The following is a 25,302-nucleotide window of genomic DNA, read 5'->3' as shown; positions in this document are numbered from 1 at the left end:
AGAACTTTCACCTGGAGATTTCGACTCTTCCTATGCCTTAATCGCACTCTTCTCTTCAATTAGTTGTTTCATCCGCTCTCGATCACGCTCAAGGACTGGTTTTAAATACTTTCCGGTGTAAGATTCAGGAGTCTCAGCAACCTTTTCCGGAGTTCCCGTCGCGACAAGAGTACCGCCCTTATCTCCGCCCTCAGGACCGAGGTCGACTAGATAATCCGCAGTCTTAATGACATCAAGATTATGCTCAATAACCAGAACGGTATCACCATTTTCAACCAGCCGCTGTAAGACAACCAGCAAGCGGGAAATGTCATCGACATGAAGCCCGGTCGTCGGCTCATCTAAAATATAGAACGTTTTCCCATTTGAACGGCGATGCAGTTCAGAGGCAAGCTTGACACGCTGGGCCTCGCCTCCAGACAAAGTGGTCGCCGGCTGGCCCAGCTTCACATAGCCTAGTCCAACATCCATAATGGTCTGCAGCTTCCGGCTGATTTTTGGAATGTTTTCAAAAAATTCAACTGCCGCTTCCACCGTCATATCAAGAATATCGGCAATATTTTTCCCTTTATATTTTACTTCCAGCGTTTCACGGTTATATCGTTTGCCGTGACATACCTCGCACGGAACATAGACATCAGGTAAAAAGTGCATTTCAATTTTGATAATTCCGTCTCCACGGCAGGCCTCACAGCGGCCGCCCTTCACATTAAAACTAAAGCGGCCTTTCTTATATCCGCGTACCTTTGCTTCATTCGTTGAGGCAAACACATCACGTACATCATCAAAGACGCCCGTATAGGTGGCCGGATTGGAGCGTGGTGTTCGGCCAATCGGCGACTGGTCAATATCAATGACCTTTTCTAAATGCTCCATTCCCTTCACCGCTTTGTGTGATCCGGGCTTGGTTTTGGCACGATTCAGCTTTTGCGCCAAGGATTTATGAAGGATTTCATTAATAAGCGTACTTTTCCCGGATCCGGATACCCCCGTCACAGCGATAAACAGACCAAGCGGAAACTTTACATTTACATTTTTTAGATTATTTTCAGATGCCCCTTTTACTTCAATAAAGCGGCCATCCGGCTTACGGCGTTCAAGCGGCAGCGGGATGAATTTTTTCCCGGATAAATATTGACCTGTCAGTGAATTCGGGTCGGCCATTACTTCTGCCGGAGTCCCGGCAGACACAACTTCACCGCCATGTATACCGGCACCCGGACCAATATCAATCAGATAATCGGCCGCAAGCATCGTATCTTCATCGTGCTCAACGACAATTAAGGTATTGCCGATATCACGCATGTTTTGCATTGTACCGATTAACCGGTCATTATCGCGCTGATGGAGACCAATCGACGGCTCATCTAAAATGTAGAGCACACCTGTCAACCGTGAACCAATCTGGGTAGCCAAACGAATCCGCTGGGCTTCACCCCCGGAAAGTGTCCCCGCAGTACGGCTAAGGGTCAAATAATCCAGACCCACGTTAATTAAGAAACCAAGCCGTTCATTAATCTCACGGAAGATCAGCGCAGCAATTTGCATTTCTTTTTCTGAAAGCGTTAATTCCGTAAAAAATTGATCAGCATCTTTAATCGATAGGTTGGTTACTTGTGAAATATGGAACCCGTTAATTAGCACGGCCAGAGATTCTTTTTTCAAGCGGTAGCCTTTACAGGTCGGACAGGGCTGTTGACCCATGTATTTTTCCATTTGTTCACGGATAAAATCGGAGCTTGTTTCTTTATAGCGGCGCTCGACATTACGCATAACACCTTCAAATTGGATATGACCTTCGCGAAGCTGCCCAAAATCATTTTCATAACGAAAATAAATTTTGTCTTTTCCGGAACCATAAAGAACTTTTTCCATTTGGTGCTCGGGGATATCTTTAACCGGTATATCCATATCAATTCCATAATGATCACAGACCGCCTGAAGCAGCTGCGGGTAATATTGCGAACTGGTTGGCTCCCATGGGGCTATCGCATGCTGTTTTAGCGTCAAGTCCTTATTAGGGATGACTAAGTCAAGATCGACTTCCAGTTTGGAACCGAGTCCGTCGCATTCAGGGCAGGCCCCGAATGGACTGTTAAAGGAAAACATCCGTGGCTCTAATTCACCAATCGAAAAACCGCAGATTGGACAAGCATGGTTCTCACTGAACAATAACTCTTCCTCACCCATTACATCGACGATGACGTTTCCTTCCCCTAGCTTTAAGGCCGATTCAAGCGAATCAGCGACACGGGCTGAGACGCCTTCCTTGATGACAATTCGGTCGACTACCACTTCAATCGAGTGCTTTTTATTTTTATCTAATTCAATTTCATCACCAAGATCGAGCATTTCGCCGTCCACACGTATTCGGACGAACCCTTGCTTTTTGATATCTTCCAATACCTTTACATGGGCCCCTTTTCGGCCTGATATCACGGGTGCTAGGATTTGCATTTTGGTTCGTTCCGGATAGCCTATGATTCGGTCTACCATCTGCTCGATCGTTTGGGATGTGATTTCAATACCATGATTCGGACAAGTTGGGTGTCCGACTCTTGCAAAAAGTAATCGTAAATAATCATAGATTTCCGTTACCGTCCCCACTGTTGAGCGTGGGTTGCGGCTTGTTGTTTTTTGATCAATCGAGATCGCCGGAGATAATCCTTCAATCATATCAACATCCGGCTTATCCATTTGACCGATAAATTGGCGGGCATATGCTGAAAGAGATTCCACATAGCGGCGCTGCCCTTCTGCATAAATCGTATCAAATGCGAGCGAGGACTTCCCTGAACCGGAAAGTCCCGTCAGTACAACAAGCTTATCTCTCGGAATGGTGACATCTATATTTTTCAAATTGTGGGCGCGGGCGCCTTTCACAATCAGTTTTTCCATTGCCATATTACCGTCATCCTTCCGCTTTCAATTCCAATAATAAATCACGAAGCTCGGCAGCACGTTCGAAATTGAGCGCCTTTGCTTCTTCCTTCATTTCTTTTTCCATCGTCATAATTAGTTTTTCTCGTTCCTTCTTACTCATCTTACCGAAGGATGCTGCTGGTTTGTACTCTTCCTGATCCTCAGCCGCTTGGGTCGCACGGATGACATCGCGGATTTCCTTTTGAATTGTCTGCGGTGTAATCCCGTGTTTTTCGTTGTATTCCTCTTGGATCGCCCGGCGCCGCTTCGTTTCACTAATCGCCAACTCCATTGAGTTGGTGATTCTATCGGCATACATAATCACATGGCCATTGGCATTTCGGGCGGCCCGGCCGATCGTTTGAATTAACGACCGTTCCGAACGCAGGAAGCCTTCTTTGTCAGCATCGAGAATCGTGATTAGGGAAACCTCAGGAATATCAAGTCCCTCCCGGAGCAAGTTGATTCCGATCAAAACGTCATATTTTCCAAGACGCAGCTCGCGGATAATTTCAATCCGCTCGAGTGTCTTGACTTCTGAATGTAAGTATTGAACCTTAATTCCAATCTCTTTTAAGTAATCGGTTAAGTCCTCTGACATTTTTTTCGTTAATGTCGTCACAAGGACACGTTCATTTTTCTTTACTCGCTCCTGTATTTCACCAATTAAATCATCAATTTGCCCTTCAATTGGACGAACCTCAATCGTTGGATCGAGCAAGCCTGTCGGGCGGATAATTTGCTCGATCATCTCCGGTGTATGCTCAAGCTCATATGGTCCAGGTGTGGCCGAGACAAATATCGCATTATGCACATGCTTATCAAATTCTTCAAAGGTAAGCGGCCGGTTATCAAGTGCGGATGGGAGGCGGAAGCCGTGGTCGACTAATACCTGTTTTCGCGCCTTGTCACCATTAAACATACCCCTGATTTGCGGTAAGGTAACATGCGACTCATCGACTACCAGCAGGAAATCTTCCGGAAAATAATCTAGCAATGTATATGGAGTGGAACCCGGCGGCCGTAATGTCAAATGACGGGAATAGTTTTCGATTCCTGAGCAAAAGCCCATTTCCCTCATCATTTCTAGATCATAGCGTGTACGCTGTTCAATCCGTTGTGCCTCTAACAATTTATCTTCCGCTCTTAATTCGGCGAGCCGTTCTTCCAGTTCTTTTTCAATATTTTCAATGGCTACCCTCATCTTCTCTTCGCGTGTTACGAAGTGGGAGGCCGGGAAAATGGCAATGTGTGAGCGTTCGCCGATAATTTCACCTGTTAAGGCATCGACTTCGCGAATCCTGTCAATTTCGTCTCCAAAAAATTCAACACGAACACAGTGTTCATCACGGGAAACGGGGAAAATCTCGACAACATCACCGCGGACACGGAAGGTTCCTCGTTTAAAATCAATATCGTTTCGTTCATATTGGATATCTACGAGGCGATGCAGGAGTTGATTGCGTTCGATTTCCATCCCAGTACGGAGAGATACGACCATCTCGCGGTATTCTTCCGGAGAACCGAGACCATAGATACAAGAAACACTGGCAATGATGATGACATCTTTCCGTTCAAATAAGGATGAGGTCGCCGAGTGGCGCAGCTTATCAATTTCATCATTAATACTGGCGTCTTTTTCAATGAAGGTATCGGTTTGTGGTACATAGGCTTCCGGCTGATAGTAATCATAGTAGCTGACGAAGTATTCGACTGCATTGTTTGGAAAAAAGTCTTTAAATTCACTGTATAGCTGACCGGCCAGCGTTTTATTATGGGCGATCACAAGGGTCGGTTTGTTCACTTCTTTTATAACATTCGAAACGGTAAAGGTCTTCCCTGTTCCGGTCGCACCAAGCAGGGTTTGATGGCGTTTATTGTTTTTAATTCCTTCCACTAACTGGCGAATCGCTTCCGGCTGGTCACCTTGTGGAGAGTACTTTGAAACTAATTCAAATTGATCATTCACAATTTATTTCCTCCCGTAAAAAGTATCACACTCAAAGCTCTCATTCTGTTTATGATCCGGGATGGTGCTAGATAAGTGGGTTCTCGAAATTTGCATATTAACATTCTACCACATTCCCCCAAAAACAAACCAATAATATGCGAACGAATATTCGTTTTTAAATATTTCTACATAAATATAAAAGGTTCGTTTTTTTATTGGCGGTTTTGAATAAGTTATCGGCGGTTTCAGGAAGTTTATCGGCGGTTTTGGTGAGTTTATCGGCGGTTTTTGTGCATTTATCAGCGAAAACAAAGAAAAGCCTGCCAGTTTCAAGGCAGACTTCGTTTCTAACTATTCTTAACTTCACGCGGTTTCATCTTGGCTGCCAGCCAGAAGCCGGCCGTAAGCGAAAAGGCATCAATAACAATCAGGTAAAAGGTGTCGGTATAGCCTTTGTAAACGGACCCCGCAATGAGTGCCACGGTTAAAACAAGGCCGATAACGCGATTGTAAGTGACCCGAGAAAAAAGTAAAACCAGCAATCCGGGCATCGTTAGTGCCGAAAATATCCTAATCATCTCAAACATGGGTACACCTCACTTATAAAACTCGTTAATTTATTCTAAAAAGATATCCATAAAATTGCAACCAATATCGCTTAATCCGCTGCGTTTTTCAAACGGAAATCAGTCTTTTGCTGTGATACTAGGCTAACAATAATAAAGCCCAGTAATGACAGCACAATTGGCAGGACAACCGTATGCAGTCCAAAGGCATTCGGGTAAAAACGATCTAATAGAATATAAGAACCCATCCCAATAATCATCGACGTGATCGCACCGTATTTATTTCCTCTATTCCAATACAACCCCAAAACCACCGGCCAAATAAACACAGATTCCAATCCGCCAAAAGAAAATAGATTCAGCCAGACAATTAAATCAGGCGGACTTAATGCGAGTATAATCACGATAATCCCAATAATCGCGGTTACACTGAAACTTACTTTTTTGATTTGTTTGTCCGCAGCATCCGGCTTAATATAATTCAAATAGATATCCTTTACCAAAGCCGAGCTCACCAGGATCAGCAAAGCATCGACTGTTGACATAATCGCAGCCATCGGGGCCGCCAGCACAATCCCTGCTACAAACGGCGGCAATACTTTCATGGATAACAGCGGCATAACGGTATCCCCAATTTTCACCCCAGGAAGCACAGGGCGGGCAAACACACCAATCAAATGCATTCCCAGCATGATAAAGCCGACGACAACCGTCCCAATAATAATGGCATTATGCATTGCTTTTGAGTTTTTATAGGACATCGCTCGGACCGTAATTTGCGGCAGTCCGACAACCCCAACACCAACCAAAATCCAAAACGACGAAACGTAGGCAGGCGTTAAATTATGCTGGGCACCAAACGGGCTAATGAGATTCGGATTCTCGGCTTCTAAATCAGAAATGATGTTTGAAACCCCTCCGCCCGCTTTAATCGTAGCAATCAAAAGGATCAGCGTTCCCACAAACATCACAACACCTTGGACCGTATCAGTGAGTGCAACCGCACGAAAACCGCCGACAATAACAAAGACGAGTACGGAAAAAGCAAAAATGAGTAAGGCAGTCGTATATGGCATGCCGGTCAGCGATTCCACCAAGCGGGCGCCGCCAATCCACTGTGCCGTCATTGATGAAAAAAGGAAAATAATAATACTCGCAGCGGACAGAATCACAACTGTTTTACTTTTATATCGTTCTTTTAGAAAATCGATTAGGGTGATTGCTTTATACTGACGAGCCACAATCGCAAATTTCTTTCCAAGGACCATTAGCGTAAAATAACCGGTGACCAGCTGGGCCATGGCAAGAAGAACCCAGCCCAACCCTTGCGTATAGGCAACTCCAGGTCCGCCGATAAAACTGCTCGCACTTCCATAAGTGGCCACCATCGTCATGGCCAAGATGAAGCCGCCCATTTGCCGTTCCCCTAAAAAATATTCTTCTAGGAACGAGCTAGATTTTAGGACAAACTTATTGGACCAGATCCCCACTGCAAAAATAATCAATAAGAAAATAATTAATGGTGTAATAACAGCCCAGTTCACTTGTTTTCCTCCTCATTTACTTCAAAGGGGATGTCCTTGAAGAGGAATTTCACGGTCAAAATAACAAGGATAATCATGACGATGGAGCCGAGAATACAGCTGTAAAAGAACCAGGCCGGCAGACCAAATACGTATGTATAATCTTTGACATCGACAGAACCAAGCCCGTAGGCAAAGCCATACCAAATGATAAAATTAAGAATAACAAGAATAACTCCAATTAGTGCTTCCTTATGGGCAATCTTAAAACGCTTGTCCAGAGAATCCACAGATTTTTTCACACTTCTACACCCCTAGTATGGATCTATATTTAGTTCAATTTTTACCAGATTAAAACATTTTACCACAAACACCGAAAAAACCTTACTAACATGCGTATTAAAAAGGAGAAACCATGCATTTTTTACTTTCTTAAAAAAAACAGGCCCCTTATTTAATAAGGGACCTTGTTTTTTGATCATAGCATCAGCTAGCATTGCTTTGATTTGACGTATTTACATTTTTCGTCACAGTCTTTTTATGCAGCCATTCATAAATAATCGGGATAATTATAAAGCTGTTGATGGTCGATGTAATCATACCACCTATTACGACAATACCCAGCGTTTGTGAAATAACCGTATCGGCATTATGTGAAAATGCAAGCGGTAGTAAGGTAAGAACCGTTGCGGCCGCCGTCATTAAGATTGGTCGAATCCTTGAAAGGCTGCCAGTTAATACAGCTTCTCTAACCGGCATTCCTTCTTTTCTATTTCTTTCAATCTTGTCAATTAAGACAATACCGTTGGTTACGACAATACCTGTAAGCATTAGAATACCAATTAATGCGGCAAGATTCCATTCTCCGTGGAATAGGATTAACGCGATTACCACACCACTTAACGCAAGTGGAATGCTTAAAAGTACGGCTAATGGTGCTCTCCATCCTTTGAAAATCGAAGAAGTAATGAGCAATACTAAAAGGATAGAGAAAGCTACTGCAATGGACATATCAAAAATCATTTGTTTGACTTGTTCCGTGATTCCTCCCAATGAATAGGTTACATCTTTAGGAAGTTTCATGCTGCTTAGAGCTTTGTCTGCTTGGCTTGATACCTTACTAATATCATTTGATGTAATCTGTGCTGTTACAAGGGCGAATGGTTGACCATCCCTTTCACTAATTGTTGAAGGAGACTGATCTTTTGAGATTTTTGCTAGTTGGTCAAAACGAACTTTTTCACCATTCGTTCCATTAACCGTTTCAGCTGCAAGAGATGCTAACACATCATCCGCAGACGCATTAATCGTAAGAGCAGAGTTTGTGCCTGTAGCAATTTGATCTAAATATTGGTCCACAGGAAGTGCTTTATGATCCACCGTAATGGTTGCATCCTTAGATGAAGACATATAACGATTAATGACCGCTAGAATATCCGCCACTTTTACACCTTTATTTTGAATCGCTTTTTGGTCAAAAGTCACTTTGTATTTAGGTGAACCGTTGGTTAAATCAACCTTCCCATCCACACTTAGGTTTGCAATTTTTGATAAGTTCGTTCTTGCCTCTTGGGCTACTTGATCCAATGTTGCCTGATCTGAGCCAGTAAACAAGATGCGCATTTGTGAATCATCACCAGAAATATTCTGGCTTGTTACAGTATAAATGACGTTTTTAGATAGGGCCGGAAGCTGTGTTTGTAAATCTTTAATGACAGCATCAGCATCTTTTTCGTTTTTCAAAACAACTGCTAAGTTAGCAACGTTTGGATAGGTAATAAAGCCGCCGCCTTGGTCAAATACATCATCACTTTGAGGTGTCATGGTAGAACCAAAATTGGCTGAATAGGCATCGACTTTTGGATTGTCCTTTAACGTTTTTTCAATTTTTTGAACTTCAGAATCTACTTCTATTAGCGTGCTTCCTTTAGGCAATTCAGCTTTAATCGCAATTTGTCCGATCTTACCACTAGGCAATAAACTTACTGGAAGAAAAGCTGAATAGATTCCAGCGGCTAAGAAGACTAGGATCGAAACAATAATCATTGCTTTTTTATGGTTAAAAGCAGACTGCAAGATTGGTTTCATTTTTGAATCGAGTTTAACCGTTTGCTGCTCTCTGTTTCCACCTTTCCAGCCCATAAAAGCAAGAGCAGGGATGACAAGCATCGCTACAAAGAAGGAAATGATTAAGGCAATGACGACTGACCAGGCGAATCCACTATAAGAGGCACTGATGACGCCCCCCACAAAGGCGATTGGAATATAAACGGCAATCGTTGTGAGCGTTGAGCCTAATATCGCAGGAATCATTTCTGTTACAGACGATGCGAGAATGGAAAGCAAAGGTTTATCTTTCGATTCCTCTCTTTTTCGATACATGTTGTCCAAAATAACAATCGAATCATCGACAATCCGTCCCATTGCTACAATCAAACCAGAAACGGTTAAAATATTTAACGTGATCCCCATTGATTTTAAGAAAGCCGTTGTCGCCAACAATGAAATAGGCAGCGAAATGGCAATTAATAAGGTAGATCTTACATTTCGGAAAAAGAAGAACACACAGATCATCGAGAATAAGCATCCCAATAAACCTTCTCGAACTAATCCAAAAAGAGAGCTGTTTAATTCTTTTTCTCGGTCAAGTATTACTTTGAACGAAACGTCTTTTGGATTTACGGTATCCAAGTGAAGGTGTGAAACGCGGTCCTTAACTTGGTCAGCAACATCCGTGATATTGGCTGAAGGTGTTTTGATTACATTTAACGTAACACTTGGTGCCCCATTTGTTCTGGAGACGGTTTTAACGTCATTTAAAGAATGGGTAATGGTACCAAATGCAAAAACAGGAATGACCTTTCCTTCCTTATTCTTAATTGTTGCACTTTCCATTTGCTGTTCCGTTAAGGGTAACCCATCAAAAGAAACGGGGATGGATAATTGGTTGTTAACAATATTTCCTTGTGGCATGGATGGAACAGCTAAAGCAAACGATTTATTGACATCATCCAAAGTTAATCCGTTTTTCACTAGATCTTTCATGCGGACAGTTAATACATATCCATCCTTTGCTCCGCCAATGGCGGTGACATCTGCCACCCCAGGGACAGATTTTAATTGTTTTACGATTTCCTGTGTTGCAGTCGAACGCAGTGTTTGTTCATCTAATTTTGAACTTGACACACTGTAAGTCAAAATTGGGAATGAACTAGTTGTTAATCTTGTTACCGAAGGAGTGCTTGTAATCGTTGACGGAAGATCTGCATTTGCTAAGGCTTTATTCACTTGATCTTCTGCCTGCTTCATGTCCGTATTCATCGGAAAATACAGACTCATAAACAATCCGCCGTCATAAGAGGTGGTCTCGACATTGGCTAAACCATCAACTGTTTTGACAGCACCTGCCAGACTATCGGTCACTTGCTGTTTTACCTGTGCGGCTTGATACCCAGGAACTCGCATACTAACTGAGAGAGTTGTATTGTTGATTCCGGGCAAATAATCTCGTTGCATTTGGAATGCGGAAATACCTCCCCACACCAAAATAATGACCACACATACGATCATAAGAATCGCTCTTTGCATGGTTGCTTCTACTAATTTTTTCATTATTGGACCTCCCTGATTTTTCAAACCATCGATATTTTGAAAAAAGCCTACTATCCCAGACAGCTGCGACGAATGCTATAAATACAAATATGATACGGCTGTCTAAAACTGGGTAAACTAAGTATATAAAAGGAACCTTTTCGTTCTATGAATTAATCATTAAGAATTCCTTAAGATGCCTAAAATACTTTGTAAGGATTGGTTTTTGTACGAACCTTCTGGAGTTTTATTGCTATTTAAATGTGAGATTTAGTTAGGGGGATGACCTTGTTCAATCAGTTAGTAAAAGCGGTGCCAAATTTATTTACGCTTGGTAATCTATTGTGCGGTGTGCTTTCCATTACATGTAATATGAGTGGTTTATTAGAGGTCTCGGCTGTTTTAATATTCTTTTCAGCTGTTTTTGATCTTTTAGATGGAAGGGTTGCAAGAAAACTAAAAGTGAACAGTGCATTAGGCGTACAATTGGATTCCTTAGCAGATATTGTCAGCTTCGGAGTGGCACCTGCGCTTTTATTTCATTCATTAGCAGCCCCATCTATTTTAACTTCTATAGCCTTTATGCTTTTCCCGATGATGGGGGCATTAAGATTAGCTAGGTTCAATGTTAAACCAACGGTTGGATATTTTAGAGGATTACCAATTCCAGCTGCTGGGCTGCCATTGGCAGGTATGGGATTCTTTTTATATAGCAATGCGTGGATTACCCTGATCCTTGCTCTCTTAATGGTCAGTCCAATTAGGGTTAAAAAACTTTAATGATCATTCCCTCTGAAAAAAAGCTATTAACCTTTTCCTAATGGGTATAGCTTTTTTATTTTTACATAATCCTTTTTGTTCCCTTAATACAAGATTAAGAATTCCTTAACATAGAAAATGTATGCCTTTATCGTGCTACATTAATATTGAAGAATTTATGACTTTAAAGTTTTTTTTCATAAAAAATGGAGGCATTTATATGTCACACTTAATCACTTTATTTGAACAGCACAGTTATCTGATATTATTTATAGGGATTTTTCTAGAACTCATGGCACTGCCGATTTCAGGTGAATTTTTAATGAGTTACGCTGGGTATTTTGTCTATCAGGGGAAAATGAATTACGTTTTGGCCCTCCTAACAGTCTTTTTATCAGGCGGCGCAGGTATCACGGTCACGTATTGGATTGGTAAGGCAGGGGGATACAAACTAATCGAAAAATACGGAAAGTATATTCATCTTGGGCCTGATCGATATAAGAAAACAGCTGCTTGGTTTGAACGTTCAGGCAGTAAATTGCTGGTTTTTGCTTATTTCATTCCTGGTATTAGACATTTTACTGGTTATATCTCAGGGATTTCTAGAATGCCGTTTAAAAAATTTATTATTCCAGCTTATACAGGTTCATTCTTATGGGGAGTTTGTTTTATCACGTTAGGAAAAGTTTTGGGCCCGCGCTGGGAGGTTTTCCATCAGGCTGCAAGTAAATACTTTATCATTTTTATTATTGTTTTTGTGATATTGTTAGCTGGTTATTTTGCTTATCGGTTTTATAAAATTCAAATTAAAAATTTATTTATTCGTTCAATTAATTGGTTAACGAATCGACTTAAAACGATAAGAAAAACAGAGATCTTTCTTATTTTTCTCACTTTCGTTTTAATCGGTATGGTAACTTTGATGCTGGGAATGGCTCAGGACTATTTATATAATGAATTTACTCAGTTTGATGAAGTTGCTGAATATATGGTTCATTCAGTTGTTTTTAAAAGTTGGATGAAGAGCTTTTTAGTATTCCAACCTCCGTTTGCGCTTGGCAGCATTATAGTAATCACGATCATTCGTATTTGGATAAAAGGAAGAAACAGAGTGCTAGAGTATCTTTTGCTCACCGTTTCCATAGCAGGAGCAAAGCCTTTTCATGATTCAATCATAAAGACATTTTCTTTTCTTCAATCTTTTGGTTTTGCAGGGAAATTTCATTCCGCCAATTTTCCTGATCTAAATGCTACTCTGATCATCATTATTTATGGAACATGCTGTTTTTTACTTATTCGTCACTCGAAAAATAGTTATACATCCATATTCGTCCCTTTAATTGGTTTATTGTTATTAATGGGGTTAACCATTGCAAATATTGCATCCACAAACGTCCTTCCAAGTGATATTTTGGGTGGATATGTATATGGCGGTGTCTGGATATTCTTTAACTTCTTGCTTTTTGAAATGCTAAGACTAGTAATAGAGAAGGAATGAATTAAAATTTATTGAGTTGTAGGGAGATTGTTTAGAAGGGATGAGTGTAGTTGAAAACACATATTCTTGTAATCGAGGATGAAACTCAGATTGCACGTGTCTTAAAAGTGGAATTGGAGTATGAGGGCTATCAAGTCACAGTCGAGCATGACGGTAAAGCAGGATTAGAAGCCGCCTTGCAGCCTGGAATCGACCTAATTTTATTGGATGTAATGCTGCCAGGGTTAAGTGGAATTGAGGTACTAAGGAGATTGAGAAAGGAGAATAGTAATCTTCCTGTTATTCTTCTAACCGCTCGAAATACAACATTTGATAAAGTAGCAGGATTAGATCAGGGAGCTAATGACTATGTAACAAAACCTTTTGAAATTGAAGAATTATTAGCGCGTATTCGTGCCTGTATACGCAATTATCCCAATAAGCTGGTAACACAAAAGGAAGATTCGCCCTTATTGACAGTAGAGGATCTGATCATAAACACGGATACAAGGGAAGTAGAAAGGAATGGAAAGGAAATTTCGTTAACACCGAAGGAATACGACTTTTTGGTTTATTTAGTAATGAATAAAAATAAGGTAGTGACACGGGAGAGCATCATCATTAACGTTTGGGGATATGAGTTTGAGGGCGAAACCAACGTCATCGATGTGTTTATAACACACCTTAGAAAAAAAATGGATGAAGGTTTTTCTTCCCATTTAATTACAACCGTTAGAGGGATTGGTTTTACCATAAAGGAGAAAGCGGATGAAAATCACTACAAAAATTAACCTCTTAACAACTATCTGGCTGCTTTGCATATTAATGCTCATTAATTTCGTGGTCTATTTTTCATTTATGAAAACAACCGTAAATATGGAAGAAAATGTCCTTTTTCAAAAGGCTGAAGATATTGTAAAAGGTATCGATACAAACCCATCCTCTAGGAATGTTGAGGCAAAATTAAAAGAGTATTTAACCGACCATTCCTATATTCGAATCATACAACCGAACAACAAGGCGCTTCATGAAGTAGCCAATGATCAAAAACTGTTAAAAAAAATAAAAGGAAAATACACGAAGACAAAACAGGCTCAAACTCGTCTGATTTCCGCGGAGAACGGGGAAGAAGAAGTTTTGATTGTTCGTGTGCCGATTAATAATCGGAGCTTAGAAATGGGAGAACGGTTATCAGGTCTAGAAACGAGAAAAGAAATTCTTCGCGCGATTTTGGTATTTTGCACCATATTAGCAGCGATATTATCTCTACTTGGAGGGAGATGGTTAGCTAATATGATCATGAGACCCATTTCCAATATGATCAAAACCATGGAAGAAATTGAAAAGAGCGGTGTTCCTAAAAAGATCAACATTCAAAATGAGACAAGAGATGAACTCCAAACAATGGCGAGTACATTTAATCGGATGATAGAAAGGCTCCAAGAAAGTATGGCGAGGCAATCACAGTTTGTGTCTGACGCATCGCATGAATTAAAGACACCATTAACTGTGATTAAGAGCTATGCAAATCTCTTAAGAAGGCACGGATTAGAAAATAAAGAAATGGCTGATGAGGCCATCCATGCCATCCATTCAGAAGCAACCAGAATTCAAAAGATGACTGAAACGTTTTTAGACCTAGCTAACTTAGAGCAAGAAAATGTTTTAGAAATGCATAAAGTAGATTTGGTATCTATATCTGAAAGTATTCTAAAACAACTTAAAGATGTATATAAAAGAGAAATAACACTGCGTTTTGAGGAAAACCCAATCACTATTTATGCGGATGAATTAAAGATCAAGCAGGTGATTATCATCTTACTTGATAATGCGATTAAATATAGCAATGAACAAATAGAGGTCTTTATACACAGGGATTCACAACATGCAAAAATACGGATAAAAGATTATGGTATAGGAATCCCCCAACAAGAAATTGAGAATATTTTTGAGCGCTTTTACCGAGTCGATAAAGCAAGAAGCAGAGAAACAGGAGGTTCTGGATTAGGTCTGCACATTGCCAAAAGTATTATTAAACTGCATAAAGGTGAAATTAAAATAAGCAGCAAAGAAGGATCAGGGACAACAGTAGAATTATTTTTACCCATTAGCAATCGTAATATTGAAGTTTAAAATTTTCAACAAGGTGAATAGAGGTGAATTATGGAGTCTGAAAAACAATCGAAAAAACAATTTTTCGGATTAAGTTCAGTGATTTTTGTCCTTGGAATGGTGAGTCTTTTGACAGACCTTTCGAGTCAGATGATTGTACCAATCCTTCCACTTTATTTAACTTCCGTATTACATGTCCCAGTTGGGACCGTGGGGATTATCGAGGGAATTGCAGAGAGTACGGCAAGTATTTTAAAGTTTTTTTCTGGGTGGATTTCGGACCGATTTGGTAAAAGAAAATGGTTAATGGTTGGCGGTTATAGTCTATCCAATCTAATAAAACCTTTTTTTGCCTTATCCTCAACCTGGGGGCAAGTTCTCTTTATTCGGTTTGCCGACCGTTTTGGTAAAGGAATTCGTACATCCCCAAGAGATGCCATCCTTGCCGATACCACAACAAAAGAAGAACGTGGAAAAGCCTTTGGTTTTAGACGGTCAATGGATACACTGGGGGCAGCTCTTGGACCTTTTGTCACCTACTTAATCCTTACTCTATGGAATGGTAGCTATCAGGCCGTATTTTGGATATCTGCTATTCCTGGATTAATAGCAACGCTGCTCCTCATCTTCTTCTTAAAAGAGAAACGGAATCCACTAAAAACACCAGGTAATGTAAAAATGTTACCAAAGATTAGCTTCAAGGGACTTAATTCACGGTTTGTGTGGTTCACACTTATCACATTCCTCTTTACCATAGGGAACTTCTCTGATGCGTTCCTGATCTTGCGGGCAAAAGATGTTGGTATGGCTGCCGAATATATCCCACTGACTTATTTTGCTTACAACATCATCGCAAGTATTTTTTCTACTCCATTTGGGATCATCTCCGATCGAATTGGCCGCCGCCCCGTTTTAATCACAGGTTATGTCATGTTTGCACTCATTTATCTCGGCTTTGGTCTGGTCCATACGGTGATGGGGATTTGGATCTTATTCTTTATTTATGGGTTGTACTATGCCACTACGGAAGGGATTCAAAAGGCATATGTAGCCGATATGGTACCTGAAGGACAACGAGGGACGGCAATGGGAACATTTAATGCCTTAACAGGTATTGCTGCCTTGCCCGCAAGTGTGATGGCAGGGTTCTTGTGGCAATCCTTTGGGGCTTTTACCGCTTTTGGTGTGAGTAGTATACTTGCTATAATTTCTGCATTGCTGATGTTTATTCTTCGTATATAACTACTTGGCTTTATAAGCTGGATGGTTAGAATAAATGTTATGTTTATAAAGGAAGGGAGTGATAAACGATGGATTTCGAATATGTTATGCAGGAACTGAAGGAGCTCGGCAAGGAACGCCTGAAAAAGACCTATTTAAGCAATGGTGCACACGAGCCGCTTTTTGGTGTGGCTACAGGCGCAATGAAGCCAATCGCAAAGAAAATCAAGAAAAATCAACCGTTAGCCGAGCAGCTTTATGCCACTGGAAACTATGATGCCATGTATTTTGCCGGTATCATTGCGGACCCATTGGTCATGACGGAGGAGGATTTTGAGCGCTGGATCGATGCGGCGTATTTTTATATGCTGTCTGATTATGTAGTTGCCGTCACTTTGGCTGAAACTAATATCGCGCAAGCTGTTGCCGATAAATGGATCGCAAGCGGGGAAGAACTTAGGATGTCGGCTGGCTGGAGCTGCTACTGCTGGCTTTTAGGCAGCCGCCCGGACAGCGAATTTAGTGCAAGCAAGCTGGCCAGTATGCTGGATCAAGTAGAAAATACGATTCACGATTCTCCTGAACGAACAAAATCCGCTATGAATAATTTTATTTACACAGTCGGGACTTCCTTTTTGCCGCTCCATGATAAAGCGGTGGAAACCGCCAAGAGAGTAGGACCAGTTGAAATCAAGCGGGACAAGAAAAAAAACAGTATTCTGCTTGCTTCCGAAAGTATCCAAAAGGAAATAGATCGAGGAAAGCTCGGTTTCAAACGAAAATATGTCAGGTGTTAACGAGCAAAATATAGGCGAAGCACCTGGGGCGGAAATCAACAAACTAGTTTAAGGGTATAAAAAAGAAGGTGCCCTAAAAGTGATACTTTTAGGGCACCTTTCTTCTGTTGCAGCGTTTAAATAGAATCCATTGGCGCTTGTGAACAAGCAAAGGTCCCTTTTTCGATCTGAATCGTGGTATGTTCGATCCCAAATTCATCATGTAATTCTTTATTTAACCGTTGTAACAATTGATCATTATCGGTTATATCCGACCGGACTAGGTGGACGGTTAAGGCCGGCTCAGTGGTACTCATTCCCCAAACATGTAGATCATGTACCTCGACAACAGTAGGTAAATGAGTTAAATAATTTTTTATCTTATCCATATCAATCCCATCCGGAACGGCATCTAATGATAAATTGAGTGATTCACTTAATAATCCCCAGGTACCAATAAAGATCACGATTGCAATGACTAAACTTACAAGAGGGTCGAGCCATTGCCAGCCAAACCAAAGCATAATGAAACCTGATACGACAACTCCTAAAGATACGACCGCGTCTGCCACCATGTGTAGGTATGCTCCGCGAATATTCAAATCATGTTTCCTCCCAGACATAAATAGGAAGGCCGTTATCGAATTAATGACGATACCAATCAGTGCCACAATGATGACAGTTTTTCCAGCAACGGGTGCAGGAGCCGAGAACCTCTGAATGGCCTCCCAGGCAATGGCGCCAATCGCTACAAGTAGAAACACGGCATTAAAAAGAGCAGCAAGAATGGAGCTTTTCTTAAACCCATACGTCCGCTTGCTGGTAGGTGCTTTTTTCCCCAGCCAAACAGCAATCCAGGCAATAACCAGGCCTAACACATCACTTAAATTATGTCCGGCATCGGCTAGTAACGCTAGGGAGTCTCCCAATAGTCCAAAAATAACTTCTATTATGATAAAGATCACGTTTAACGTGATTCCTATTCCAAAAGCAAACCCATAATTTGCCGGCTCATGATGATGATGTCCGTGACCGCCGTGTGAATGTCCATGATGATGGTGATGATGATGACCCATGTTTATCCCCCCAGAGCTCTTAATGGTAAGTGGCTCTATTTCTCTTTCTAAAACGAAAATATTCCGATTAAGGATAGTTTTTTCTATTCGATATTTTTCAATACATTTTGTTGCGAACCAAAGCATATAATTCGATTATTCTTTTACTCTTAATAGCCTCAACCCGTTTAGCGTAACGAGCAAGGTCACACCCATATCGGCAAAAATAGCAATCCACAAGGTCAGCCAGCCGGGCACAACTAAGAGGAGAGCAAACAATTTTACTACGATTGATAACGTGATATTCTGTTTGATAATTTGCAGTGTTTTTCGGCTCAGCTTGATGGTGAACGGGAGTTTCGTTAAATCATCGTTCATTAAGGCAATGTCAGCCGTCTCGAGGGCTGTGTCAGTTCCCGCCCCGCCCATCGCAATTCCGACGGTTGCAGCTGCCAAGGCCGGCGCATCATTCACACCGTCGCCAACCATCGCAACCCTTCCGTACTGAGCTTTTAAGTGTTTGATAAACGTTAATTTATCTTCAGGCAGCAACTCTGATTCTACTCGATTAACACCCGCCTCACGGCCAATCGCTTCCGCTGTGACTTGGTTATCTCCTGTCAGTAAAATGGTCTGCTCAATCCCCAGCTGTTTAAGGCGATCAATCACATGGCTGCTGCTATCACGGACCTCATCGGCCACGGCAATTAGTCCGAGAATCTCACGGTCAGTTCCGGCGATCATAACCGTCTTGCCTTGATTTTGCAGCAGAGAGATTTTATCCAAAACCGCTTCAGGCACTTCCTCAAATAACTTCCTGTTGCCTACACGATATTCCGTTCCCTCTACAACCCCTTTAATTCCTTTTCCTGGTATGGATAAGAAATCTTCAATCACATAGTTTTGCGGAAGATGAGAGGCTTTTTTCATTACAGCGGAAGCAAGTGGGTGCTGTGATTTACTTTCCAGTGCGGCGACAACTCCCAGGAGTTGTTCATCATATGTGTAGTTCACGAAATCCGTCACTACTGGAACCCCTTTTGTTAGTGTTCCAGTCTTATCAAACGCGATCGCCTTCAAGGCCCCGGCTTCCTCTAAAAAACTCCCGCCTTTGATGAGCACGCCATTTCGTGCACCGTTGCCAATTGCGGTAACAATCGAAACAGGCGTTGAAATGACGAGGGCACACGGACAGCCAACCACTAATACCGCAAGCCCTTGGTAAATCCACTCCTGCCAGCCTGCATCGAAGAACAACGGCGGCATAACAGCAACAAGAGCGGCCACAAGGATAATGACAGGGGTATAATACTTGGCAAAACGGTCCACAAATTGCTGTGAGGGAGCTTTTTCGGCCTGGGCTTCTTCGACTAAATGAATGATTTTCGCAATTGTTGTATCATCCACTAGTTTGGTTACGCTTATTTTTAAAAAGCCTGCTTCATTTAAAGTCCCGGCGAATACCTCATCTTCAATGCCTCTTTCAACCGGCACCGATTCACCGGTGATTGCAGCTTGATTGATCGTGGATGTTCCCTCGATAATCACCCCATCCATTGCGATCATTTGTCCTGGTTTCACGAGCATGATATCGCCGATTTCAACATCTTCCGCCTTTAAAAGGAGTTCTTTCCCCTTGCGAACGACAAGCGCTTCTGCCGGAGCATGCTCCATCAGCGAACGAATGGAATTTCTCGCTTTGTCCATGGAATAGCCCTCAAGGACCTCACTAATGGCAAATAGGATGACAACGACTGCCCCCTCACGCCATTCACCAATGATGGCAGCACCGACGATGGCGATTGTCATCAAGGTTTTCATATCAAAATCAAAGCGGATTAGGTTTTTAATACCCGTTTTGAATAAAGGATATCCACCTATTACGATAGCAGCGGCAAAGAGCAGGGTTTCTGAAAAAATATAGCCTGCCAATAGGAATAATAGTGAGATTCCCAACAGCGAGTATCGCTTCCAGAAAGGTTCCCTTGGAATCAACGTTTGTTTTTCTTTTTCCGGGACAAGGATTAATTTTTCAAAAGCACCTGCTTTATGCAGTTCTTCAAGGCTGGTGTTTCCATAGACTGTAAGCTTGGAAGCACCAAAATTAACTTTGGCATCCACAACACCATCCAGGTGCTGTACGTTCTTTTCGAACTTGGCGGCGCAGCTAGTTCAGGAAAAGCCTTGGACTCGATAGACTTGTTTTTCTGTCGATGCTTCACTCACGGCCGGCCACCTCCTTCTGGTGCTCAATCGCAATATGGATTAATTGTTTAACATGTTCATCATCAAGGGAATAATAAACGAGCTTACCCTCTTTACGGTATTTCGCTAGGCCAAGCCCCTTGAGGTGACGTAAATGGTGGGAAGCGGTTGCGGTGGTGGCGCCGACAATATGGGCCACGTCACAAACACAAAGTTCTTCTTCCAGTGTTAAGGCATAGGCGACTTTCAAACGTGTTTCGTCTGATAAAGCTTTAAAAAGCTTGGTCACATCAACGATATTTCCATTCGTAATCTGCTGCTTGACCCGAGTTGTTTTCTCGCTGTCGACACAGGTCACCTCGCAAACATCCTGTTCTTTCAACATCGTCACCTTCTTCATTCAAATATTCGTTTGATTATATGATATTCAAATGAGTGTTTGAATGTCAAACATATTTTAAATTTTTTAAAAAAGAATGTAAGAAAAACGAGCATAAAAAAAAGAACCCAAAACGGGTCCCTACAGTAACTATTTTAACAAAAGTTCTCGCTCTTTCTCCTTAACCTGTGATGTGAAACGGTCCACTTCAATCGCATACCTTGGGCGCTGTTTCACTTCCCGATAAATCTTGCCGATATATTCACCAATTATGCCAATACCCATTAATTGCAATCCGCCAACGAACCAAATCGAGATCACTAACGAGGTCCAGCCTGACTCTGTATGCCCCAAGATTTCTTGAACAATGGCATAACCGCCAACCAATGTACTAATGAGCACAGCGAGAAAACCTAAAAAGGTGACAAAGCGGATGGGCGCTACACTGAAGGAAGTCATTCCATCAAAAGCAAAGGCAAGCATTTTTTTCAACGGGTATTTCGATTCGCCGGCAAGCCTTTCTTTTCGATCATAATAAACTTTCGCAGAGGTAAATCCTACTAGGGGCACCAGACCTCGTAAAAACAAATTGGTCTCCTTATATTTCAACAGTTCGTCCAACGCCCGTTTGCTCATCAGCCGGAAGTCGGCATGATTCGGGACAAGTTTAATTCCGATCCGCTCCATGAAACGGTAAAAGAACAAAGCTGTGTTCCTCTTAAAGAAGGTATCAGTCTCGCGGCTGTCTCTTACACCATAAACAATATCGACCCCTTCCCAGTATTTCTCTACAAAGGTCGGAATGACATGTATATCATCCTGCAGGTCCGCATCTATCGAAATCACGCAATCGGAGTATTGATTAGCTGTTTCAAGTCCAGCAATGAGGGCGTTCTGATGACCGACATTGCCTGCTAACTTCAGCCCCGTAACGAAACGATTTTTCCCGCACTCGCTTTCAATCATATTCCAGGTTTGATCCTTACTGCCATCATCGACAAATAACAGCTTACTATTCTTAGAAACAAGCAAATCCTCGATTAAATGTTCCATTATTTTCGTCAATTGTAAAATCGTTTCATTCAGGACAGCTTCTTCGTTATAACATGGAACAACAATCGTTAAGATTGGTTTATTCATCTGAAATTTCCCTCCTTACTTTACGCGGTAAAGATAAATTTTCCAGGCTGAATCCTTTTGAATGAAGGTCTTTTGAAGTTCGAGATTATTTTCATTGGCATTCATAATCGGCACCGCCGAAAAGATATACTCTCCGCCCATTTGTTTAAAAACGTTGGTATTTAGCTGCAAATGATGTATTTTCACTTTCGAATCTTTTTTAAATTCATAGTGTTTCCCTAGTTCAGCGACAAATAGATAACACCTGCCGCCCCACTGATCAAAGTATTTCTTTAATGTCGGGCTCTTGTCCAGCTCTCCGGCAATAATTTTTCTAAATTCATGTTTGTACGTTAGCGGATAAAAGTTATTGTATGTATCCAACGTATAAAAGCCATTATACTGAGCGATTGCTGGGTGAATTCCGATACTTGCAACCCGGTAGCTGCTCTTAGGCTTTCCGATATAATCGGCAATTTGTTTAAACTGTTCGGTCGCATAAAACTGTTGAACGGATGGCTTTCCAGCGACACGATAAACAATTTCATCGTTTGCACAGAATAAGACCAGCAGTTGTACGATCAGGCAGATTTTTACGAATGACTTCCACCGCTTGCCTTTATTCCACAAAATAAACGCTCCCACCGCAAACATCAGATAGATGATTAACGGTCTTAGGAAATGGAACCGGGCAAAATTAAAGGTATTTAATAAAGAGATTCTCTCTTTAAGAGGCTCCCACTCTTTATTAAACCAAAAGGCATACCAGACAGAAAGGAGAATATTAATAACAAATAAGTACATATATCGTTTGTCTGTCTCGTTTCGGTCCTTCTTTTTCCAAAGCATAGCAATCACTAGGAAGGACAGCGGCACAATCACCAGCGTATGAAGGGTTAACACATGGGTATGACCAAGGAAGTAATTTTTACAAGCAAGTCGAATCGTATGCCAAAAGCCCAGTGTTGAGCTGACAAACTCATTTCGGCTCGTTGGCGCTTCCGGAAATACTAAGGAATAGACAAGGCGGTATTCTATTAATAAGTAAATAACCGTCATTAACACAATACTGCTAAAGAACACCCCATTCAGCTTCCGCTTGACGAGCAGGTCTCTCAGCCACGTGAGTCCCATGGCAAATAAAAAGAAGAAAAACCCTAACACAAAGCTGGAATAAAGGGGCAGCAAAATCAGTGTCAGCCATTCTTTCCAGGTATAGCGTCCTTCCCTGATATTCATAAACGCCCACAGAGCAAGCGGCATTCCCAGTGTACTTAACATACCTGAGGGCCAGAAGGGAGTTAAGGCAAACGCAAGCGATACCCAAACACGAATGGGGTACGCCTCATCTTTTTTCACAAAGTGCCGCTTCAGCAATAAATACATACCAAGAAAAGCAAATAGCCTTGTAATGGTTTGACTTAATGCATAGGCAAGCATGGAAGGAAAGAGATGATGAAGCCACTCAATTCCGCTGAATTCTGTTCCGAAGGTATTCCGCGGCAAACCATTGATGACTTGTGGTATAACCGAATTAATTCCGCCGAATAACTGCCCGCTATTCTTCAGGACTTTGTACCACGCTATATTTGAGTCCAAGTTGTCATGGACCCTTATATGAGCATTTTCACCTAAGATAAACAATGGTGACAGATACAAAAGGATGAGGCAGATGGCAAGGATGAGCGACTTTTTTTCTGAATCTAAAACTGACTTTATTTTTCCGCAAAGCTTTTTCATGGCTAAGAGAACTGTACCTCCTGATGCCTATCTTTTTCTAAGCATAATTGTTTTTTTGAGGATTTTCCCTTCCACACTTTCATATACCCCAATGATGGCTTCCCTAACTTTGTTCATTTTTTCAAATCGGCTAAATAGATAATGGACCACAAACGCAATGCTAACCCCGATAACCATTCCCGCCGTCACATCCAACGGATAATGAACACCTGTCCACACCCGGGCCAAGGCAATTCCGGCTGCTAAAATCAGCCAAATCCAGCCATCCCGCTTAATCCAAATCCAAAATGCCGTTGCAATCACAAATGCGGCGGTCGCATGGTCACTTGGGAACGAAGCGTTTTTCGCATGTGAAATTAAAAAGTTGACATGATGAGTGACAAATGGCCGGGCTCGGTAAAAAAAGTGGCCAATCGCGCCGTTGATACTAAGGGCAACACAGGCAGCCAGGATGGCCTCCACGACCATTTTACGATTAGTGGCTTTGGGATAAAACCAATAAAAAACAATCGCGGCAAAGAATAAATACTGTGCTTTTTCAGCTAAAAAAATCATCAATGGGTTTAAAAAGCGATCACTTACCGCCAGATGATTGATCATCTGAAAGACACTATAATCTAAATTTGACATCTACTTAATCCTCCCTAGTTTATTATTGTGCGCTGCTAGCGTGCAAAACGGCAGATGACAGAACCGCTCCCGCCAGCACGTTTTTTGGTTGTTGGTTTACTGCATCTAGAATCGTTTCGATGAGTGGTTCCTTGCTAGTCAGCTCCATTCCTTGTTGATAGGAATCAATCGCTTTTTCCCATTCCTTCATTTGCTGCCTGTTATTCAACACCATTACTAATTGCTGTTCGATTGAACGGCTCTGGTCAAGGACAAAGGCCAGTTTGTGTTCTCTTAAAAAACGCAAGTTGATTTTTTCTTGACCAGGCAGCATGGAATGGACAAAGATCGGCAATCTTTTGTGCAATGCTTCACTAACTGTCACGCCGCCAGGCTTTGTCATAATCGCATCAACCTCTTCATAAAGCTGATTCATGGCTGACCTTGAGGAAAGGTATGGCAATGGAGTAATATGCGCAAGCTGCCAGGAACGAATCTCCTCATACAATTTTTTATTCTTGCCGCATAAAACGAAAAAGTCCAACCCGCTTGAATTTTTCAACTCTTCTAGAAGCTTGCCCATTCCGCCTAGGCCGCTATTTCCGCCGGCAATTAATAGTTTCGGACGCGCTTGAGGCGGTTGGTAGGTCTTAGAGCACTTTGTTATCTCCTCATGAACAGGAATACCGGTAACCATTATTCGGTGCTTAGGGATGTGAAACCGCTCAACCAGCATTTCTTTAACCTGCTGACTCGGAACAAAATGGGCATCTATTCCCTCTTTTCCCCAAACACTATTTACAAAAAAGTCGGTGTATACATTAATAACTGGAATATCACATTTACCTTTTTTCTTTAAGATACTAAGCAAGCGGGAAGGAAACCCATGGGTACAAACAAGCAGATCTGGCTTTTCCTCCAACAGCAATTGTTCCATTTTCTTTAAAAATAAAGGCTGGTACCAATTAAAGGACTGCCTTTTCGTGTCTGGCATGTAAAAAAAACTCTTATAGGCCAGATTATAGGTTTCAGGTGCATAGCGGATCCAGTTCAGATAGCCATTAGTAATCATTTTTTCTAATGATTTATTGGTATAACTTAATAAGTCGACTTTCTTTAAGATTAGATGGTCGGCATGATTTTTTAGAAGGTCCATTAAGGCCTCAGCTACCTGATGATGGCCTGATTGCATTTGTAAGAGTGGTAAAAACAAGATTTTTTTCATTATTGACCAGCTCCTGTTTTGATAAGCTTGTAAATTTGTCTCATTTACTGTACCACTCATTTTTGGGAAAAC

At 41.7% G+C, this 25,302-nt stretch carries 19 protein-coding genes; 6 read left to right on the top strand and 13 right to left on the bottom strand.

All coding sequences use genetic code 11. The features are described from left to right. Positions 1–30: 30 nt before the first annotated feature. The 6 genes from uvrA to J7E81_RS19145 form a co-directional block, all read right to left on the bottom strand. Positions 31–2,904 (bottom strand): excinuclease ABC subunit UvrA, encoded by a 2,874-nt coding sequence (uvrA, locus tag J7E81_RS19170; protein ID WP_215044990.1) that lies wholly within the window; start codon positions 2,902–2,904, stop codon positions 31–33. A gap of 7 nt (positions 2,905–2,911) precedes the next feature. After that, positions 2,912–4,891 carry an excinuclease ABC subunit UvrB gene (gene uvrB, locus J7E81_RS19165; RefSeq protein WP_215044988.1) on the bottom strand — a complete coding sequence of 660 codons (1,980 nt, stop codon included), beginning with the start codon at positions 4,889–4,891 and terminating at the stop codon, positions 2,912–2,914. Positions 4,892–5,220: 329 nt separating this feature from the next. Next, positions 5,221–5,451 carry a CsbA family protein gene (locus tag J7E81_RS19160; protein ID WP_215044986.1) on the bottom strand — a complete coding sequence of 77 codons (231 nt, stop codon included), beginning with the start codon at positions 5,449–5,451 and terminating at the stop codon, positions 5,221–5,223. Positions 5,452–5,531: 80 nt separating this feature from the next. Continuing rightward, on the bottom strand, positions 5,532–6,983 hold the full coding sequence (panF, locus tag J7E81_RS19155; protein WP_215044984.1) for a sodium/pantothenate symporter: 1,452 nt from the start codon (positions 6,981–6,983) through the stop codon (positions 5,532–5,534). Further along, a complete protein-coding gene (locus J7E81_RS19150; RefSeq protein ID WP_215044982.1) occupies positions 6,980–7,264 on the bottom strand; it encodes a YhdT family protein in 285 nt (94 codons plus the stop codon). Before J7E81_RS19150 ends, panF begins: the two co-directional genes overlap by 4 nt. 184 nt (positions 7,265–7,448) lie before the next feature. Further along, the gene (locus J7E81_RS19145) at positions 7,449–10,574 is read right to left on the bottom strand and encodes an efflux RND transporter permease subunit (RefSeq protein ID WP_215044980.1); all 3,126 of its coding nucleotides are present in this window, start codon (positions 10,572–10,574) and stop codon (positions 7,449–7,451) included. A gap of 267 nt (positions 10,575–10,841) precedes the next feature. Between J7E81_RS19145 and pssA the strand changes: the two genes are divergently transcribed. The 6 genes from pssA to J7E81_RS19115 all read left to right on the top strand — a co-directional run bounded on the left by pssA (position 10,842) and on the right by J7E81_RS19115 (position 16,919). Next, positions 10,842–11,333, top strand: coding sequence for a CDP-diacylglycerol--serine O-phosphatidyltransferase (gene pssA, locus J7E81_RS19140; protein ID WP_215044978.1), 492 nt, complete (start codon positions 10,842–10,844; stop codon positions 11,331–11,333). 199 nt (positions 11,334–11,532) lie between these two features. Then, the gene (locus tag J7E81_RS19135) at positions 11,533–12,810 is read left to right on the top strand and encodes a DedA family protein (protein WP_215044976.1); all 1,278 of its coding nucleotides are present in this window, start codon (positions 11,533–11,535) and stop codon (positions 12,808–12,810) included. A 50-nt stretch (positions 12,811–12,860) separates the two neighbouring features. Beyond that, positions 12,861–13,580: a response regulator transcription factor gene (locus J7E81_RS19130; protein ID WP_215044974.1), complete on the top strand. Its 720-nt coding sequence runs from the start codon at positions 12,861–12,863 to the stop codon at positions 13,578–13,580. Then, positions 13,558–14,922 (top strand): sensor histidine kinase, encoded by a 1,365-nt coding sequence (locus tag J7E81_RS19125; RefSeq protein ID WP_215044972.1) that lies wholly within the window; start codon positions 13,558–13,560, stop codon positions 14,920–14,922. The genes J7E81_RS19130 and J7E81_RS19125 overlap by 23 nt, the downstream gene beginning before the upstream one ends. A 30-nt stretch (positions 14,923–14,952) precedes the next feature. Next, positions 14,953–16,143: an MFS transporter gene (locus J7E81_RS19120; RefSeq protein ID WP_251028747.1), complete on the top strand. Its 1,191-nt coding sequence runs from the start codon at positions 14,953–14,955 to the stop codon at positions 16,141–16,143. Positions 16,144–16,211: 68 nt separating this feature from the next. Further along, complete coding sequence (locus tag J7E81_RS19115) at positions 16,212–16,919, top strand: DNA alkylation repair protein (RefSeq protein ID WP_215044970.1); 708 nt, start codon at positions 16,212–16,214, stop codon at positions 16,917–16,919. Positions 16,920–17,035: 116 nt separating this feature from the next. Here J7E81_RS19115 and J7E81_RS19110 read toward each other — a convergent pair whose 3' ends face one another. From J7E81_RS19110 to J7E81_RS19080, 7 genes are all read right to left on the bottom strand, one after another. Beyond that, on the bottom strand, positions 17,036–17,974 hold the full coding sequence (locus J7E81_RS19110; protein WP_215044968.1) for a cation diffusion facilitator family transporter: 939 nt from the start codon (positions 17,972–17,974) through the stop codon (positions 17,036–17,038). A 135-nt stretch (positions 17,975–18,109) separates the two neighbouring features. Then, positions 18,110–20,179 carry a heavy metal translocating P-type ATPase gene (locus tag J7E81_RS19105; RefSeq protein WP_215044966.1) on the bottom strand — a complete coding sequence of 690 codons (2,070 nt, stop codon included), beginning with the start codon at positions 20,177–20,179 and terminating at the stop codon, positions 18,110–18,112. After that, the gene (locus tag J7E81_RS19100; RefSeq protein ID WP_285292033.1) at positions 20,172–20,540 is read right to left on the bottom strand and encodes an ArsR/SmtB family transcription factor; all 369 of its coding nucleotides are present in this window, start codon (positions 20,538–20,540) and stop codon (positions 20,172–20,174) included. Before J7E81_RS19100 ends, J7E81_RS19105 begins: the two co-directional genes overlap by 8 nt. A 147-nt stretch (positions 20,541–20,687) precedes the next feature. Continuing rightward, the gene (locus J7E81_RS19095; protein ID WP_215044962.1) at positions 20,688–21,677 is read right to left on the bottom strand and encodes a glycosyltransferase family 2 protein; all 990 of its coding nucleotides are present in this window, start codon (positions 21,675–21,677) and stop codon (positions 20,688–20,690) included. A gap of 15 nt (positions 21,678–21,692) precedes the next feature. Beyond that, on the bottom strand, positions 21,693–23,396 hold the full coding sequence (locus J7E81_RS19090) for a DUF6044 family protein (protein ID WP_215044960.1): 1,704 nt from the start codon (positions 23,394–23,396) through the stop codon (positions 21,693–21,695). 27 nt (positions 23,397–23,423) lie between these two features. Continuing rightward, positions 23,424–24,026 carry an undecaprenyl-diphosphatase gene (locus J7E81_RS19085; RefSeq protein ID WP_215044958.1) on the bottom strand — a complete coding sequence of 201 codons (603 nt, stop codon included), beginning with the start codon at positions 24,024–24,026 and terminating at the stop codon, positions 23,424–23,426. 22 nt (positions 24,027–24,048) lie between these two features. Then, positions 24,049–25,230, bottom strand: a complete 1,182-nt coding sequence (locus J7E81_RS19080; RefSeq protein WP_215044956.1) for an MGDG synthase family glycosyltransferase — start codon at positions 25,228–25,230, stop codon at positions 24,049–24,051. Positions 25,231–25,302: the final 72 nt, after the last annotated feature.

Source organism: Bacillus sp. ISL-18, from assembly GCF_018613415.1.
Classification (GTDB): Bacteria; Bacillota; Bacilli; order Bacillales; family Cytobacillaceae; genus Neobacillus.
The sequence above is the reverse complement of the archived record's forward strand: the minus strand, read 5'-3'. Positions and strand labels throughout refer to the sequence as shown.

What these genes read in the sequence shown, in the direction of transcription:
- J7E81_RS19090 (WP_215044960.1), bottom strand. Translation starts at nt 23,396, where the DNA reads ATGAAAAAGCTTTGCGGAAAAATAAAGTCAGTTTTAGATTCAGAAAAA.
- J7E81_RS19125 (WP_215044972.1), top strand. Translation starts at nt 13,558, where the DNA reads ATGAAAATCACTACAAAAATTAACCTCTTAACAACTATCTGGCTGCTT.
- J7E81_RS19135 (WP_215044976.1), top strand. Translation starts at nt 11,533, where the DNA reads ATGTCACACTTAATCACTTTATTTGAACAGCACAGTTATCTGATATTA.
- J7E81_RS19095 (WP_215044962.1), bottom strand. Translation starts at nt 21,677, where the DNA reads ATGAATAAACCAATCTTAACGATTGTTGTTCCATGTTATAACGAAGAA.
- J7E81_RS19120 (WP_251028747.1), top strand. Translation starts at nt 14,953, where the DNA reads ATGGAGTCTGAAAAACAATCGAAAAAACAATTTTTCGGATTAAGTTCA.
- J7E81_RS19160 (WP_215044986.1), bottom strand. Translation starts at nt 5,451, where the DNA reads ATGATTAGGATATTTTCGGCACTAACGATGCCCGGATTGCTGGTTTTA.
- uvrA (WP_215044990.1), bottom strand. Translation starts at nt 2,904, where the DNA reads ATGGCAATGGAAAAACTGATTGTGAAAGGCGCCCGCGCCCACAATTTG.
- J7E81_RS19115 (WP_215044970.1), top strand. Translation starts at nt 16,212, where the DNA reads ATGGATTTCGAATATGTTATGCAGGAACTGAAGGAGCTCGGCAAGGAA.
- J7E81_RS19110 (WP_215044968.1), bottom strand. Translation starts at nt 17,974, where the DNA reads ATGGGTCATCATCATCACCATCATCATGGACATTCACACGGCGGTCAC.
- J7E81_RS19145 (WP_215044980.1), bottom strand. Translation starts at nt 10,574, where the DNA reads ATGAAAAAATTAGTAGAAGCAACCATGCAAAGAGCGATTCTTATGATC.
- J7E81_RS19085 (WP_215044958.1), bottom strand. Translation starts at nt 24,026, where the DNA reads ATGTCAAATTTAGATTATAGTGTCTTTCAGATGATCAATCATCTGGCG.
- J7E81_RS19080 (WP_215044956.1), bottom strand. Translation starts at nt 25,230, where the DNA reads ATGAAAAAAATCTTGTTTTTACCACTCTTACAAATGCAATCAGGCCAT.